The organism is Streptomyces sp. NBC_01571, assembly GCF_026339875.1.
In the GTDB taxonomy this organism is placed as follows: domain Bacteria; phylum Actinomycetota; class Actinomycetes; order Streptomycetales; family Streptomycetaceae; genus Streptomyces.
In genome coordinates, this window is sequence record NZ_JAPEPZ010000001.1 from 1,982,699 (window position 1) to 1,999,124 (window position 16,426).

A 16,426-nucleotide genomic window follows, 5' to 3' on the forward strand; every position below is an offset into this window, starting at 1 on the left:
CAGTCTGGCGCCGGGACCGCAGAGGGGCCACGCACTGTTGCCTCCGAGCACGCCGGTCAGATTCTCGCTCCCCCAGCGGTCCCACGGGCAGGCACCGTCCTGTACTGGCACGGTGTGAAGGGGAGGGGTTCATGGCTGAGGCCGAAGACATCGAGGAGATCGAGCAGGCGGTCGAGCTTGTGGAGCGGGTCGCGGCGATCGACATCGCCAAGGCGTCCGGGATGGTGTGCGTGCGCCTGCCGCACGAGGACAGGCCGGGCTTTCGGACCCAGCGCGTCTTCAACACCATCGCGACCAGCGGCGCGATCCTGGACCTGGCCGACCACCTCATCTGCCAGGGCGTCACCCGCGTGGTCATGGAAGCCACATCGACCTACTGGAAGCCGTACTTCTTCCTGTTGGAGTCGCGTGGCCTGGAGTGCTGGCTGGTCAACGCCCGTGACGTCAAGAACGTCCCGGGCCGGCCGAAGACCGACCGCCTGGACGCGGTCTGGCTGGCGAAGCTGGCCGAGCGCGGCATGCTCCGGGCCTCGTTCGTGCCCCCGAAGCCGGTCCGTGAACTGCGCGACCTCACCCGGGCGCGTGCGGTGATGACCCACGAGCGCACCCGCCACAAGCAGCGAACCGAGAAGCTCCTCGAAGACGCCCAGATCAAGCTGTCCACCGTGATCGCCGACATCTTCGGGGTCTCGGGGCGCGCGATGCTGCAGGCACTGATCGCGGGCGAGCGCAGCCCCAAGGCCCTCGCGGACCTGGCCCACGGCACGATCAAGGCCAGTCACACCACCCTCGCCGAAGCCCTGACCGGCCGGTTCGAGGAGCACCACGCATTCATGTGCCGGATACTGCTGGACACCGTCGATTACCTCACCGTGCAGATCGACAAGCTCACCGCCCGGATCACCATCCGCCTGGCCGAACTGTCCACCACCGAGGACGACGAAGGCCCGGGTCAGGGCACGCTGATGCCGATCACCGACGTGGAACGACTCGACGAGATCCCCGGCGTCGGCCCCAGCACCGCTCAGGTGATCCTCGCCGAGACAGGCCTGGACATGACCGTCTTCCCCACCGCCGGCCACCTTGTCTCCTGGGCGAAACTCTCCCCACGCACCATCCAGTCCGGCGGGAAGAACACCTCCGGGCCGACGGGCAAGGGCAATCCCTGGCTCCGGGGAGCCCTGGGCGAGGCGGCGATCTCCGCCGCGCGCACCGACACCTTCCTCGGCGCCCGCTACCGGCGCATCGTCAAACGCCGCGGCCACATGAAAGCCCTGGTCGCGGTCGCCCGCTCGATCCTGGTGTCCGTCTGGCACCTGATGGCCAACCCGACCGCCCGCTACCGCGAACTGGGCGCGGACTTCCATGCCCGCAACCTCGACCCCGCACGCAAGGCCCGCGACCTGGTCCGCCAGCTCAAGGCCCTCGGCCACGACGTCACCCTCGCCCCGGCAGCCGCCTGAACTCCTCCCGACACCCCCGAACACCCCGGAAGAGCCCCCGACAGCCACCGCCGAGGGGCTATCTCGCAGTACCCACCTGACCGTCGAGTTTTCCGGTCAGAATCACTCTCCGCGTTTCTGATCACCTACCGGACGCCCTGCCACGTGAAAGCGCGAGGCTAGGCCAGCTGCCTACGGGTTGCTACGCCAAGTCTGCGTCGCTGACGTACATATCCCTGCGGCGGATGAAAGAAAAGGCGACCAGCGCGCCGACCGCCGCAACGATCATGCACACCACCATGGCATTGTGCAAGCCGTCCGTGAACGCGGTGCGAGCGGCGAGAGCGACGCGTGCGGCGATCTCGGGGTCCGGGATGCTCGCGACAATTTGCCTTGACCCTCCGGCAGCCACTGTGTCTCCGATGTTACCGCCGAGAGCGCGGCCGGATGGGGATGCATCGAAAAGGTGACTCACCCGAGCCTGAAAGAACGCACCTATGGCAGCAATTCCCACGGCCGTCCCAACCTGAAGAAATGTCTCATTCATCCCCGATGACATTCCTGATTTTTCCGGCTTGACGAGGGAAATAGCCAAGGAGGCGCGAGGCGGTTGAAACAGCCCCATGCCCAGGCCCAGCAGGATCATACTTGGCAGCAGTGCGGTCCATCCACTGTTCGGAGTGACCAGCAAAACCAGCCCAATTCCCGCAGAGATGGCTGAGAGGGATGCGCCGAGGAGAATAGCCGGCGGCACCTTTTCGGTCAGCAACCCCACGACGCCGGCCGCGATGAACAGGGTGAGAGTCAGGGGTAGGAAGCGGACGCCGGCCTGCCAGGCGGTCAGGCCGAGTTCGTTTTGCACATAGGAGATTTCCAGGAATATGGCGGCCATCTGCGCTGCCGCACACAGGATGGTCACGACCGAGAAGCCCATGAATGTGCGGTTGTGGAACAGTGAGAGGTCGAGCATGGCACGCTCGCCCAACCGGCGTTCGAGGACGAAGAATGCTCCGAATAGAATGACGGAGGCGGCAAAGCAGGCCACGATGACCGGGCTTTTCCAACCTTCTGCTTCGCCACGGAGGAATCCGAGCACCAGCAGTGCCAGGGCAAAACAGAAGGTGACCAAGCCAGACCAGCCCACGGGGCGCGGAGCGGTCTCCCTTGACTCTTTCACGCGCGAGAAGGATATGATCAGTGCGAGAATTCCGACGGGTACGTTGATCAGGAAGATATACCGCCAGGACACCGAGGTCAGTGCACCTCCGATGAGCGGGCCGAAGGCGATGGCCAGTCCCACCACACCGCCGAAGACACCGAATGCTTTGGCCCGGTCCTTGCCTTGGTACTCCTGTCCTATCAGTGCGGGTCCAACGGCGAACAGCACCGAACCACCGATGCCCTGGACTGCCCGGGATAGCGAGAGCATTTCCACATTGTGGGAGAGTCCACAGGCGAGGGATCCAAGAATGAAGACGATAAAGCCGATGTTGAAGGTGCGCTTGCGTCCCGATCTGTCTGCGATCGATCCGGCTGTGAGGAGAAAGATGGCCAGCCCGAGCGCGTACGCATCCAGGACCCATTGCAGCGCTGGGAAAGAGGAATGAAAATCGGCCCGGATGTCAGGAAGTGCGACGTTGACGACTGTAAGGTCGAGTATCAGCATGAAGGTCGCCATAGCAACTGTGGCTAGGGTCCAGCCACGTCCACGCGTGGCCCCACCAGTGGTAGTTGTGAGATCTGGCGAGTCGGGGAGAGCCTCGTCACGACGGGAGGCCATTCCCCGGGGCCCCGTGGTCTGGTGAACGGAATCGGGCATTGCGTTGTCTCCAGGTGGGATGTTGTGGTGGATTAGGCGTTTCTGACGCGTTGCTCGCGTCGCAGACGCTTCGCGATGGCCGGTGCGTCGTAGCGCATGTCCGGTAGCTGACCACCTGGCAGTCGGTAGCCAATGAAGTGCAGGCCAGGGGCTTTTTCCAGAGTCTCGGCGCCATGAACAAGGGGACGCCCATCTGTTCCGAGTACTCCGAGGTGCCCGACTATTGAACTGATTCCGGCCCGCTGGCCTGTGGCCAGCACAACGACGTCAGGCTGAATTCGCTGGTCGTCGGCAAGGATAACGTCGTCACCGTCCAGGCGGATAACCGCCGGGACGGTTGTCACTTCTCCCTTTTTGAGAGCATCTAGCAGACCGATTTCCATGGTGACTCCGTGGCCCCGTTCGGCGAAGGCCGTCATCATTCCCGTCGGCGGTGCACCAAAATACTGTTCTGCCTCGGGGAAAAACCGACGGTGGACATTAAGCGAGGATTTGTCGAGCATGGTGGACGGCAGCTTCAAATAGTGTTTCGTGACGTATGTCAGGGCTGCCGATGAGAAGCCGAGCATACGTTTGGGCGCGAGGATCGGCGGCGTGCGAACGGATACACGGACCTTCCCGGCACCGCCATTCACCAGATCGAGTGCGATGTCATGGGCGCTGGCACCGGTTCCTACCACTAGAACATCGCGCCCGGCATAGGGAGCTGAATTTTTGTACTGAGTGACGTGTACCAATTCGCCCTTGAAATCACCCTCACGTGCCCACTCAGGGACGAAAGCCGGACCGTTGAGCCCAGTTGCCAAAACGACAGCGGTGCCGCTGTACTCTCCGGCCGATGTCTTCACGACCCAATCCCTTCCGGCTTGGTCAACCCGCGTTACCGAAGCACCGAATTCGATCGGATCGCCGCTCATCTGGGAATATTGGGTCAAGTACTGCACGAAGTTGTCTCGACTCACCCAGGGACCATACTGTCGAGGTATACGGTGGCCGGGAAGGGAAGAAATTCCCCGTCCCGAGTTGAGCCGGACGCTATCCCAATGCTCACTCCAACGTGCGCCAACACCTGCGCCTCGCTCAATAAGCAGTGTTGTCAGCCCGAATTTATGCAGCATGTGGCGGACGGATAGACCTCCCGGGCCACCGCCGATAATGATGACATCTCGGCCTTCGTCGGGGTGGTTACTCATGCGAACACCTCTCAAGAATTTTCAGAATGCGTGTTAGATTCAGGTGCAATGTTTCGGCTAGAACCGCAAGGCAGCCTTCATCTTCTGAATTCGGGTGTCAGGACGAAGGGAAGCTGCCTTCTTGGCATCTTCCTCGATGAGAGCTGTCGCAGCCCGCACCTTTTCTTTTGCCTGTTCGACAGCGTCCTTTATGGGCATCACCAATGGGAATTCGAAAATGCCGATTATTTTTTCAAGCCGCTCCTCGATTGAGCCGCCGACGACATGGTAGGGTATTCCCATTTCCTCGATTGTTTCGATTAGCAGGCGGTCCGAAAGCGCCCGGAATTCTTCCGAGACCGGGCGATGGCCATCTGCTTTCAGTGGAAACTCCACCGGTAGGTGAACATAGGCGTCATACATCTTTTTTGCTCTTGCCTTCACCACGATTCCGTATGCTTCCATGTACTGCCGATAGAAGGCTACGTAAGGCAGCCCGACGATACGCTTAGCGATACGCAATGGTGCCGGCGCTCCGGGGCTGACGCCGATTTTCAGGCGTCCAACACCGTAGATCCACTCGTGAACCACGGAGCCGTCGGAAACATAGGAGCCGGTCTGTATGGCCTCGTGATGGATCCGCTCCTCCAGCCTTCGCAAACCAAGCGCCGTCAGTTCACTCGCGGTGAGCTCTTCGAGTTGCTTACCCGGCGCTATGCCCTGAATCAGTTCACGGGCCGTAAGCGCATGGGTGCGCGGAATGCCAACCGCCAGGGAAAGCGCCTCAGTTGTGGTCGACTTCCCGGTCGAATATGTACCCGATACAGCCAGGCGAATTGCGTCAGTCATAATAAATTCCGCTCATCTAAAGAAAATTAGAGTTTGCTTTTCATCTGGAGGGCAATATGTGGGTCACGGATGCTGTCCCAGACATGCTGAGCATGCTTGCCTCAAAATCTGCCATGCGCCATTCAACTCCACCCTTTTCGATAAGCCGCAAGGACTTAGTATTCGCGGACGCCATGAAAGGACTTGCGAACGGCTGATAGGGCGTCTCCGTAGAGAACGAGAAATGCCGCATCCAGAGGGTCGAGGAATCATCACGGCTGACGGCGTCCAGGCGATAAAGGGAAGCCTGAATCAATTGAGCCGTGACAATAATTCCATCCAGCACCGAGACGCTACGAGCGTACGCCGAAGAAATTCCCCCGTAAGCCCTGATGGAATTTGGTGTAAGCGTGACTGCTCCACGGGCATCGGTCTTTTCCTTTTCGATGCGTACCACCACGTTCTCGACGGAACGAATATTTTCCCTGTGTCCAACGCCGTACAGCGGGAAAGATTGACCCAGGACCTCGGATGCCGACGGGAAGGATGCCACCTTGTGGGACAGGTGGCTGATTTCATGCTCAACCGTAATTTCGACCTTGATGTTGGCGATCATGCATTCAAACTTTGTCACATAGTCAAGAATGGAGTACGGCTGCCGGAAAGTGTCCGCTCCCCGAGCTGAAATGGGGAATGCGTCCAGGTTTTCGACCGGCGCCGCGCCAGCCCTGATGTTCAGCGAGCGTATCCATGCGCGGGAGATCTGCTCCTCGTTCAGGCCGTAGACCTGGAGTAGGTAGCACTCCGCCAGCCACACAGCAAAGACGACGGCATCGACACTGCTCAGATGAGGTTTCAGCTCCCCGGCAGACGAACTCTTGGAAGACCACAGGGCCGGATAAGCCAAGCTACCCGTGGCGCTGACGACCGACACCTGGCCCAGACCAATATGTATGTCTGAGATCGACTGCTCGACCCTTCGTAGTCCATCGCCGAAGTAACGGCGAGTAGCGGGACCCAACGCATCATCGATTGACGCGTACTCAACAATAGACGCCAATGGCTGTTCGGTGATGGCCATGCTCACAACCTTCTTGGCGTTTGGTTATTAGGGTGGTGACCGTCGGGGGTCGAACTTAGCCCCTAACAACAGAAACGTGACGGGTGCTCAGAAGGTTCAAAAAATGTGCCCCCCGCCACATCTGGCAGGGACCTGCAGCGAGTCAGGCGCACTGTGACACGCAGTAGCAGACACTCGCGGCCGAAGAAGCCGTGAGTTATTCGGCCCCGGTCGGTGTATGTGCGTCTTTGAGACGGCTGGCGACATAGCTGGCCCGGTCTCCCCCGTTGAGGGTGTGCCAGGTATGGGCTGTGCCGTCGGCGGCGCCCAGGAGGTCGGCGAGCATCTTCCAGTGGACTGCGCCGACCAGGGCGAGCCAGGCACCGTTGCGGGCCTTGCTGATGCTGGGGACCCCCAGCTGCTTCAGCCGTCTCTGCAGGGTGTTGGAGTGCATGGGCTGGTCGGGACGAAGGCCAGGGAAGAGAAAGGGTGTCTCGCGTGTCCTGAGCGGAGCCGCCAGCGGGCGCCTCTCGTTGATGAGCTGTTGCAACAGGACCGACAGCCGGGGCCGGAGCCAGAGGGGATCTCGGCCGAGCTGAAGTCCGAGGACCCCGGGTTCCTCTGGGTGCACCCGGACGTGGCTGACGGTGAGCTTCACCAGTCGGTCGGCCCGCTGTCCGTATTGCAGGACAAGACAGCCGGCGACGCGGTCGAGGATCGCCTGTGAGGCATCGGTCTCCAGCTTGAGGGCAGTCAGAATCCGGTCGGCGTCGCTCATGATCGACCGGTCGACGGATCTCACGGCGGTGGCGATGGCGACGTTCTGGGGGGCGAGTCCGCAGGAAGCTGCCCAGATCAGGAACGACCTGGCATAGCTTTGGAGGGTTTTGTTGGCGATCAGCCATCGGTCGAGGAGGCTCTGGGAAACGTCAGCAAGGCTGTGCTCACGCCGGCGAAGATGGTCGAGCAGGTCGCGGGCGGCGTGCAGTCTGCGGCGGAGATGTTCGCGATGAAATCGGTTGAACCCGGTTCGTCCGAGATGTTCGTGTGCGAAAGGCATCAAGTGCCATTGGGCATACCGGGCAAGGATTGACCTGTCGCGCGGATGGGTCACCCCGTCGAGGCAGAGTTGGATATCCCTTCTTAACTGCGCGAGTTGTTCCTCTCTCGGCTCCAAGATCTCGGACAGTACGAGCAAACCGCGCAGGTGATGGGCAGACGAGGTCTGGCGGAGAGCGTCGAGGGCATCGTGGGAGCAGTCGAGTTCGCCGCTGACGATCGCGCGGATGAGTTGGCCGCCGGGCCGGCGCAGGTAGAGGACCAGCGAGTACGGGTTGTCGTAGCGCTCCAGGACTTCGGCCAGGGGTGCGAGCCGGGCCGAGCGGCGGCCATCAGGGCCGGTGAACGTCTCGTTCAGTTCCCTCTCGGCCCTGCAGCGAGGACACTCGCCCTGCAGGAGACGACCCATGGACGCGCAGGTCGGGCAGCGGTAGGCGAAGGTCACTCCGGCGCATTCGGGGCAAATGGGACCAGCTTCTTCGTAGCGGAAGACGGCGGCCATCTGGCCACATTGGTGGCAGTGCTGGTGGGTGAAGCGGACTGTGTCTGTGCAGGGGAGGCAGACGGGGCCCTCAGGCCAGCGGCGTTCGGCTCTGGCGAGGGTCCCGCAGCGGGTGCAGGGGACGCTGGCTGCTGCGTAGCAGGACACGCAGCGGGGTGTGCCATCCCGGGTGGCCATTGGCATGGACGGGAGTTGTCCGCAGTCGACGCAGGTGGGGCCTGGTCGGGCGTGCTGCCAGCAGGTCATGCACCAGGGGCCGCGGTGGTCGCGTGCGCTGATCACCTTCGTGATGCCGCAGCCGCAGCAGGGTTCGGCTCGGTCGCGGCGGCGGCAGCCGTCGCACCAGGGAAGACCTTCGTCGTCACGGTAAGCGACTGGCATGCTCCGGCTGCAGATGCGGCATGGTTCGCAGGGGCGGGTCTGCTGGACACAGGCGCGGCAGAGCCCGCTGTTGAGGACGCCGACCTTGCGGCGTTGACCGCATCGGGGGCAGAGCACGACCGGTGCCCGCCGGTTGTTGCACTTCTCACAGAGAGGCCCGTCTTCCGATATCCGGTCGGCGGCCCTCGTCTCTCCGCAGTCGACACACCGGTGCCTCGGGCGGTCGCCGCGGTTCAACCGCTGATAGCAGGCACTGCAAACCGGACTGCCGTCCTCTTGCCTGACGGTGATTTTCCGGGTGATGCCGCATAGGGAGCACGGCTCCGCACGAGCACGGTTGCGGCAGGTATCGCACCAGGCCCCCTCCTTGGTATGCGCGGAGGCCACGACTTCACGGCCGCAGACGCAGCAATTCTCCTTGGGCAGTGTCTTGCGGTGGCAGCCGTAACACATGACACCCGTGGGGGTGTTCTTCGTCGCCCTGAGGGTGCGGCCGCAGACGTGACACGGATGGGACACCCGTCGCTCTCGCTGGTAACAGCGTCGGCAGACCGGACTGCCAGCGCGGCGCACTGCGACCCTGCCGATCCGGTCGCAGACCGAGCACGGCTCGGCGCGGGCCTTGGACCGGCAGGTCTGGCACCAGGCGCCGTTCTGGTCGTGGTAGACCGGAACCGTCGGCCTTCCGCATGTGCAGCAGACCTCTGTCGGTCTGCTGTTCTTGTAACAGGTGTGGCAGAGCCTCGCAGCTTTGAGGATGAGATAGCGCTCCTGACCGCAGCCGTTGCAGATGCCCCGTTCCTTCGTTCCCACCTCAGGCCTCGGCGTCGAAGAAGTCCGTGGCCAGCAACGACATATCGGGAACCACCGGCCTCGGGCCCTTCGGAGTCGGCGGCTCGACGGGAACCTCGGGTTCGACTTCGACGACCAGTTCCTCGAAAGTGCTCTTGAGGATCTTGCAGAGCGCGAGAATCAGCTCCAGCGGCATTTTCGGCGGCCGGTCGGTCTTCACCAGCCGGTAGATACTGCTGCGGTCCATGTCGAAGCCGTACTTGTGGAGCTCTGCCCCGAGCTTGGTCGTGCTGTACCAATTTCTGCGGACTGCCATCAGTTCCTGGAGCCGCCACTCGTAGCGGGGCTGGAGAGCCCCCAGCTCTTCCTTGCCCTGCGGGTTCCCGGCTGCGGGGATCGCCGCCATCACGTCCTCCTCGGGCGGCCGGCGGCGCTGACGGGCTCCCCGGCTGGCTGTTCGCTGAAGTCGTCGTCCATGTCCGCCTCGGCCTCCGCCAGGGCGAACACAGCCGCAAGCTGGATGCTCTCGGCAGCATCCAGGAACTCTCGGACCTTCAAGTTCTTGAAGTCGCTGCTGAGCGCCGTATAAATCGCAGTAGTTGCCGCGTGCGAATGCCCGACCTGCTCGGTCACGAACTGGCCGTCGTATCCCGCCTCGATCAGCCTGGTCACGTAGGTGTGCCGCAGGCAGTGAGGGCCCAGCGATTCCGGCAGTTTGCCAATCTCGCGCCAGTGCTGGAATCGCTGGTTCACCGCGCGCTCGGAGATGACCTCGTCGCGCTCGGTGGGGAACATCACGCTGTCATCATCACGGTCGGCGTAGAACAGCGGGCGGACGTGTTCCATGTAGAGCTGGACAGTCCGGACCGCCCAGGGCCAGACCGAGATCACCATCCGCCGCTTCGGCGGCTGCCCCGCGCCGGCGGCCTTGCCCCAGCGGACCGCCAGGCCCGCATAATCGCCGAACTCCGGCAACTTTGCCTGCCGCCGCCAGTCATGCGTCTCCAGACGGGCCGTCTCCCGCCGTCGAAGCCCCCAGCCATACATCGTGGTGAACATCGCCAGGTCCCGGGCTGCTGCCAGGGCGCCCTTGTGCCCCGCTGCCCGCAACCGCTTGATCTCCGGATCCATCTGTCCGAAGAAGAGCTTGATCTCCGGCCGTGTCAGGGGCCGGTTGCCACTGGGCTGGCCCATGTACTCCTGCGAATGACGCACGGAGTTCAGGTCCCGTAGGGCGAAGCCAGTGAACGTACCGAACCTCTCCATACAGACCTGCGGCCACTCGTAGGCCGGATCGCTCAGATAGGTCAGATACAGGGCGAGATCGCCCTGGTAGCCCCGCATGGTCGTCGTGGCCACGCTGTCCGCAAGCATGGCTGACCATCGGTCGAACATGGCCAGGTTCCAAGCCGGCTCCCACGGGTAGCCGCCCGAAAATGCCTGCACCTGCCGCACGATCCGAGCACGATCTTTGATCGTCCCCAGCGACAGGCGACGGGCCCTTTGGTGATCGCCGAACCCTTGAAGGGTGACCCTGTTGCCCATTCGGTTACGCGGCGAGGCTGAGTTCGAGTCGGGCGAGGTGGCTGGTGTGGCGGCGGTCGAGTGGCCTGCCGTTCCACCAGGCGTTCAGGCGGATAAGGTTGAGGGCGACGGCGCTGTGGACGTGCTCGAGGTGGGTCTTGGCCAGGCCGCGGTAGCGGGCCCGGCGGCTGTCGGTGACGGCGATCGCTTGTCGCATGGTGCCCTCGACACCGGCGCGTAGGGCGTATGCGTCCTGCCAGTCCCGGTCGGCCTGTTCGGCGCGTGCGGTGCGCAGGGCCTCGGTCAGCGGGCGAGGGTTCAAGGTGAGCTGCCGGAAGCCCCGGCGGCTGGTGGTGCATAACTCGCGGACCGGGCAGGGGCCGCAGGTCGGCTTGGTGAAGGCGACCACGATCATCGGGTGGCCGTGCTGGGTGCACGGGCTCCAGGAGGAGCTGGTCTGTCCCTGGGGGCATGTGACCTGCTGGTACTTCCAGTCGATGGTGAACGCGTCGGCCTGGAAGCCCTGGGCGGCGCGGGTCTGGCGGGACTGGTCGAGCAGAACCGGGGTGATCAGCGTGATGCCGTAGGTCTTGCGGGACTTCACGATCAGTTCGGCGCTGGGGTAGCCGGAGTCGAGGTAGTGCTCGCCCGGAGGCAGGCCGCGGCGCTGAAGCTGCTGGTGGATGCCGTCCAGGGCCTTGGTGTCGGGGACGGTGGAGGCGGTGGTGGCCACGTTCGTGATCAGGTTCGGGGCGGTGCGCTCCTTCTCGGGCGCATCCGTGCAGCTCTCACTCACATGCAGCTTGAACCCGTTCCAGAAGGTGTCGCGCTTGGCGGACCAGCGGGCGTCGAGGTCGTAGGGGAAGCGATGCGCAGATGGCCGGGCGGCAGCCCGTCGCCGCCCTCCTCGGTCCTGGTGCGGCGGGCCACCGCCTCGCGTCCGTTCTGCGCGGTGGTGCGGGTGTAGTTCTGCAGCAGCACGGTGCGCAGGGTCTGCACCGCGGGCAGCTCGCGCAGCCAGGGTTCGGAGCGCGGATCGTAGACGGAGCTGAGCAGGGCGAGGCCGTCGCGGGCGTAGGTCAGCGCGAGCTGGTCGCGCTTGGTGGCGGAGGAGGGCATGCGCCAGGTGTCGATGCGGGTGTCGTAGCGACGCGACCAGCCGGGCACGTCCAGCACGCCGGCGACCCAGTGCGGGGCCGCCACCGTCAACGCCTCCACTGCCGCGCGTACCGACTCACCCGCCAGCTCCAGGCGGTTCAGGTCCCGCACCGCGGAGACGATACGGGTGGAGTCGGTGCGCTGCTTGCCCCCGGCCCCGACCAGACCCTGCGCTTTCAGACGGGTCAGCAGCAGGTCCAGGACCTTCTCCTCCAGACCGTGCTCAACTACCCGAGTGCGGAACTGGGACAGCACGGTGAAGTCGAAGCCGGTGTCTTCCAGCCCCAGCCCCAACGCGTAGGCCCACGAGAGCCGGTCACGCACCGCCTCAGCGGCCTGGCGGTCCGTCAAGTTCTCCGCCATCTGGAACACCGTCACCAACGCCAGGCGCCCCGGAGACCAACCCGCCGGCCCCGTCTTGCCGAATGCAGCCGCGAACTCCTCGTCCGGGAACAGTTCCCCGAGCCGGTCGCGCACCGCCACCGGCAACGGCACCGCGCGTCCGTAGTTCTTCGCCCGGACCGCCCGCGTCACCACGGGATCCGGCTCCGGCCACGACCGCGGCTCCAACGACACGACCACTCCCACCCCGCGACCGGGGATCAGGAAGGAACCGGCCGCAGCACCAACCGTGCCAGCACAATCAAGCCGCTGTCAGCCCACAACCCGAATGGGCAACAGGGTCAAGGGTCTTCTCAAAGACTGCAGCCTCGGGCCGCAACATCGAGATGCCTTCCACGACATGCAGCCTGGCAACCCCCGGAACAGCGAGCACACTGCCCGAACCTCCCCGAACCATCCGTCACCCTCCGCGATCAGCGACCACGCGCAATCCTCATACAGTGGTGCACCCACCGCACCACCGGTGCAGTGAGTACACCAGCCGCAGAAGTCGCGCAGGCCAGATCGCGGACAGGACCACCCCATCGAGCGACTATTCGGCACGAGCAGCGAGCTGACGCGGTAGTGTCCAGGCACTTCTCCGCAGCACGGCTGATGCAGCCCGCGCAACATTGCCCAGAGCGGGCGGCGCGGTCGCGAGATTCGTCGCTGCGGAGTCCGAGCGACTTCAGGCGGCGAACGCGCCGGGTCAACTTGACCGCGTTGGGCTTGGTCGCCAGACCCAGCTTCACCTTCAAGCCGTTGATGATCGGGGTGAACGAGGCATCCTCGACCTGCTCCTTGAAGGCCTTCGTGCAGTACCTGGTGCCCAACCGGGGAAAACAGCCGTACGCGGCGATGTACGTCAGCAGGTCGTACGGCTCCGGATCGTCGTCCAGAGTGAGCTTGGTGGCCTCGATGTGCCGCTCGGCTGGCACACCTGATGCGGCGCTCTGCTGGGCAGCGAGCTCGGACACGCTCGGGTAGTACTGGCCGCCGTACTCGACGCCGGGCCATTCCAGCGGGCCCAGGGTGGCGTGGAACGTCCACACGCGGTCGGCGACACCAGCCGCACGGGCAGCGTCCATCAGGACGCTCTGCATCAGCCAGCTGTCCTTGCCGCCGGACAGATTCCCAACGATCAGGTCGTAGTCCGCCAAATTCGGCAACTGGTCACGAGTGACTGTGTTGTCGGGCACGACCAGCGCGGTGGGCTCGATGTCGAACAGGGTGCTCACGGTGGGCCCTTCAGGCGTCAGGGTCGGTGATGGCGGCGGGGACCAGCTCGGTCGTCATGGCGAGTGCGTGCACCAGGACCGGGGTCCGGGAGCCGTCCCGGCGGGGCTCGGTGTGGGTGTGAAGGGTCCAGAGGGTGACGCCGTCGCCAGCCGCCTGGTGGGTGACGTGGCCGCCGAGTGCACGCAGCCAGGCGAGCAGCTCGTGCATGTCGGCGAAGATGTACGCGGTGTCTTCGCGGGCAGCGAGGCGCCCGGTGGGGAGGCTGTGGAGGTCGGCGGTGACCAGAGCGGCCTCGTCCGCGTCGCTGCTCTCGGCGCTCTCGCCGATTGCCTCCTCGGGGGTAGCGACGGCATCGGCGGCCGGCTCGGAGTCAGCGGGGGAGACAGGGAACGGGCTTGCCGTCGGCGTGCGCCCTGACAATGTCGCGGATGTCGTCGATAAACGGCTCGTCGTTGATCACGGACGGGTGGGCGATGCGTTCACCGTCGGGGGACACCACGATCCACGGCCACTCGCGGCCGTCCTCCTTCACGATCGTGTACACCTGCGCGCGCGTGGTCGCGTGCTACAGAAACCCCGTGATCCGCTTCACCGTGATACACCGCTTACCCGCCATGTCCGTGCGTCCATCCGTGTCGTTGTCGTGGTCCTGCCGTGTCCTGCTGTCGCTGTCGCCCGGAGGGAGGGCGGGGAAGTCCTCGATGCCCCGCGCTGCCAGTTCCCGGCACTCCCCGCACCGCCAGTCCAGCGGCCACACCCCCCGGCAGCACCGGCGCGGCGCGGTGCGCTCGGCCTCCCGTGCTGCCTCGCGGCGGGCCTCCCGGCGGTCCCGGATCCGCGCCCGCCGCATCAGGGCCTCGATGCGCTTGCGGGTCTTCTCCGCCTCGACGGCCGCCCGCTCCGCGCCCTTGCGGGCGACGGCCAGGCGGCGGCGTTCCTCACCGCCCCCGGGGAGCACCGGCAAGGCGTGCGCGTCCTGGCCAGCGTGGCTGTCCCACTGGCGGGCGCGGCGGGCCTTGCGAACCGACGCCATGACGTCGGCCTCATCGCGCAGCACGCCCGGCCCGGCAGCCTCGGCGAGCCTGAGCGCCTCGTGTCCGTCCTCCGTCGCCACGACCAGGCCCGAGGCGTGACGCGCGAGGTACCCGCAGCGGGCGAGTAGCCGCACCCGCTCACCCTTGACCCGCCGCCCTGTACGGCCGTCCGCGTCGACCGCGCGGAACCCGGAAGCGTCGGCTTTCAGGCCACCGGTGACAGCCAGCCGCACCGTGTCCACGAACGCGGCACACCAGCCGAGATCGGCCATGGTCCGCGCGGCGTCGCTATCCGGGCCCTGCGAGCCGACCATGACCCGGGGGCCAGCGACCAGCGCCAGCCGGGGGCGGGGGGCCGCCCCGAAGTGGGCGGCCGTCGTCTTGCTGCTCATCAGACCACTTCCCCCCAACGCGAGCGGAGATCGTCAAGCGACGCCGTCAGTGCGTCGAACGGATCCTCCGACAGCAGCGGGCCTCAGCCGGGGGCGCCGGGGCAGGGACGACCGGGTCTCGTCGTACTGGACGGTGAGGTCGTCCTCGGTGACGAGGGGCGGGTCAACAGTGGTGTAGGTCATGGTCTGTTCTCCTGGGTCGCGGTGAGGCTACGGATAGCGCTCAGCCGCTGGCTGATGGTTTGTTCGAAGCCGTTAAATGTCGGCACGTAGTACTGCGTGCCGAGCGCTCGGTCAGGTAGGTACTGCTGGGTGACGACGCCGTGCTCGAAGTCGTGCGGGTACAGGTATCCCTGGCCGTGGCCGAGGGCCTTGGCTCCCGGGTAGTGCGCATCGCGCAGATGCACCGGGACCTCCCCGGTGCGGCCACGCCGCACATCTCCGAGCGCCTGGTCGATACCGCGGATGATTGCCGGCGACTTGGGAGCCGTGGCGATCGCGACCGTCGCCTGGGCGAGGTTGATCCGGGCTTCGGGCATGCCGATCAGCTGGACCGCCTGCGCGGCGGCCACTGCGATGGAGAGCACCGACGGATCAGCCATGCCGACGTCCTCGCTGGCGTGCACGATCAGCCGGCGAGCGATGAACCGCGGGTTCTCCCCTGCCTCGAGCATCCGGGCCAGCCAGTGCAGGGCAGCGTCGGGATCCGAGCCGCGAAGCGACTTGATGAACGCCGAGATGACGTCGTAGTGCTGGTCGCGGTCGTAGCGCTGCAGCACGGATCCGGTGATCTGCTCCAACACCTCACGGTTGATGGTGCTCTTACCGGCGGCCTGCGCCGTGGCGACAGCGGTCTCCAGACGGTTCAACGCCTGGCGGACGTCGCCGCTGGAGAGGTCGGCGATCGCATCGAGTGCAGCGTCTTCGACGCCGATTCCGGTCGCGCTGAGTTGCGGGTCGTCATCGAGCGCCCGCGCCAGGAGTGCGACGATGTCGCGGCTCTTCAGGGGTCGCAGCACCATGAGGATCGAGCGTGAGACGAGCGCAGCGTTGACCGCGAAGCTCGGATTCTCGGTCGTCGCCCCGATAAATGAGATCAGCCCGGCCTCGACGGCGGACAGGAGCACATCCTGCTGGGCCTTCGAGAAGCGGTGGATCTCGTCGATGAACACCAGCGTCTGCTCGCCAGCGTCCAGCGTCTTCTGAGCAGCAGCCAGCGTCTTGCGCACGTCGGCGACGCCCGCGGACGTGGCCGAGAGTTCGACGAAGCACCGGCTGGTCTGATGCGCGATAGCGCTGGCGACCGTGGTCTTGCCCGACCCGGGCGGGCCCCAGAGTAGGACCGAGGTGGCCCCCTGTCCGCCGGCGAGCAGCTCCAGCGGTGAGCCGGGGAAGATCAGGTGTCCTGGCCCACCATCTGGTCGAGCGAGGTGGGCCGCATGCGGGCGGCCAGCGGCTGGCGGCTGGAGGACACGATGGCCCCTTTCGTCGATGGTCGGACGGGAGGGAGCCTCCTCTTGCGTCTGGTCGGCCGGCTGGATCGGGATCAGCCGGCGCGGCCTGCGCTGGCTCCTTTTCCTGCGTGCGGAGCTTGTTGAGCACCCGGTACACGGTCTTGCCGGAGATCCGGAGCTCGGCGGCAA

16 protein-coding genes are annotated in these 16,426 nt (G+C 65.1%); 1 reads left to right on the forward strand and 15 read right to left on the reverse strand.

Going from position 1 to position 16,426, the window contains the following annotated elements:
• The first annotated feature begins 131 nt into the window (after positions 1–131).
• Positions 132–1,463 carry an IS110 family RNA-guided transposase gene (locus tag OHB41_RS08775; protein WP_266696064.1) on the forward strand — a complete coding sequence of 444 codons (1,332 nt, stop codon included), beginning with the start codon at positions 132–134 and terminating at the stop codon, positions 1,461–1,463.
• Positions 1,464–1,644: 181 nt separating this feature from the next.
• Here the strand turns inward: OHB41_RS08775 and OHB41_RS08780 are convergent, their stop codons facing one another.
• The 15 genes from OHB41_RS08780 to OHB41_RS08850 all read right to left on the reverse strand — a co-directional run bounded on the left by OHB41_RS08780 (position 1,645) and on the right by OHB41_RS08850 (position 16,426).
• A complete protein-coding gene (locus OHB41_RS08780; RefSeq protein ID WP_526024901.1) occupies positions 1,645–3,261 on the reverse strand; it encodes an MFS transporter in 1,617 nt (538 codons plus the stop codon).
• 32 nt (positions 3,262–3,293) lie between these two features.
• A complete protein-coding gene (locus OHB41_RS08785) occupies positions 3,294–4,454 on the reverse strand; it encodes a flavin-containing monooxygenase (RefSeq protein WP_266697344.1) in 1,161 nt (386 codons plus the stop codon).
• Positions 4,455–4,511: 57 nt separating this feature from the next.
• Entirely contained in the window at positions 4,512–5,282 is a 771-nt protein-coding gene (locus OHB41_RS08790) for an ATP/GTP-binding protein (RefSeq protein ID WP_266697345.1), read from the reverse strand.
• Positions 5,283–5,322: 40 nt separating this feature from the next.
• Positions 5,323–6,342, reverse strand: a complete 1,020-nt coding sequence (locus OHB41_RS08795) for an AvrD family protein (RefSeq protein ID WP_266697346.1) — start codon at positions 6,340–6,342, stop codon at positions 5,323–5,325.
• A 196-nt stretch (positions 6,343–6,538) separates the two neighbouring features.
• A complete protein-coding gene (locus OHB41_RS08800) occupies positions 6,539–7,882 on the reverse strand; it encodes a hypothetical protein (RefSeq protein ID WP_266697347.1) in 1,344 nt (447 codons plus the stop codon).
• 1,195 nt (positions 7,883–9,077) lie between these two features.
• Positions 9,078–9,461 (reverse strand): helix-turn-helix domain-containing protein, encoded by a 384-nt coding sequence (locus OHB41_RS08805; RefSeq protein WP_266697348.1) that lies wholly within the window; start codon positions 9,459–9,461, stop codon positions 9,078–9,080.
• The gene (locus tag OHB41_RS08810) at positions 9,461–10,600 is read right to left on the reverse strand and encodes a tyrosine-type recombinase/integrase (protein ID WP_266697349.1); all 1,140 of its coding nucleotides are present in this window, start codon (positions 10,598–10,600) and stop codon (positions 9,461–9,463) included. The genes OHB41_RS08805 and OHB41_RS08810 overlap by 1 nt, the downstream gene beginning before the upstream one ends.
• A gap of 4 nt (positions 10,601–10,604) precedes the next feature.
• Positions 10,605–11,375 carry a transposase gene (locus OHB41_RS08815; RefSeq protein WP_266697350.1) on the reverse strand — a complete coding sequence of 257 codons (771 nt, stop codon included), beginning with the start codon at positions 11,373–11,375 and terminating at the stop codon, positions 10,605–10,607.
• A complete protein-coding gene (locus OHB41_RS08820) occupies positions 11,372–12,313 on the reverse strand; it encodes a transposase (RefSeq protein ID WP_266695978.1) in 942 nt (313 codons plus the stop codon). The genes OHB41_RS08815 and OHB41_RS08820 overlap by 4 nt, the downstream gene beginning before the upstream one ends.
• A gap of 239 nt (positions 12,314–12,552) precedes the next feature.
• The gene (locus OHB41_RS08825) at positions 12,553–13,356 is read right to left on the reverse strand and encodes a hypothetical protein (protein ID WP_266697351.1); all 804 of its coding nucleotides are present in this window, start codon (positions 13,354–13,356) and stop codon (positions 12,553–12,555) included.
• Positions 13,357–13,366: 10 nt separating this feature from the next.
• Positions 13,367–13,777, reverse strand: coding sequence for a hypothetical protein (locus OHB41_RS08830; protein ID WP_006378906.1), 411 nt, complete (start codon positions 13,775–13,777; stop codon positions 13,367–13,369).
• Positions 13,728–13,901: a hypothetical protein gene (locus OHB41_RS08835; RefSeq protein ID WP_006378913.1), complete on the reverse strand. Its 174-nt coding sequence runs from the start codon at positions 13,899–13,901 to the stop codon at positions 13,728–13,730. Before OHB41_RS08835 ends, OHB41_RS08830 begins: the two co-directional genes overlap by 50 nt.
• Before the next feature lie 21 nt (positions 13,902–13,922).
• Positions 13,923–14,783 (reverse strand): hypothetical protein, encoded by an 861-nt coding sequence (locus tag OHB41_RS08840; RefSeq protein ID WP_266697352.1) that lies wholly within the window; start codon positions 14,781–14,783, stop codon positions 13,923–13,925.
• Between the two features lie 33 nt (positions 14,784–14,816).
• Positions 14,817–14,966: a hypothetical protein gene (locus OHB41_RS08845; RefSeq protein WP_266697353.1), complete on the reverse strand. Its 150-nt coding sequence runs from the start codon at positions 14,964–14,966 to the stop codon at positions 14,817–14,819.
• Positions 14,963–16,426 (reverse strand): replication-associated recombination protein A, encoded by a 1,464-nt coding sequence (locus OHB41_RS08850; protein WP_266697354.1) that lies wholly within the window; start codon positions 16,424–16,426, stop codon positions 14,963–14,965. The genes OHB41_RS08845 and OHB41_RS08850 overlap by 4 nt, the downstream gene beginning before the upstream one ends.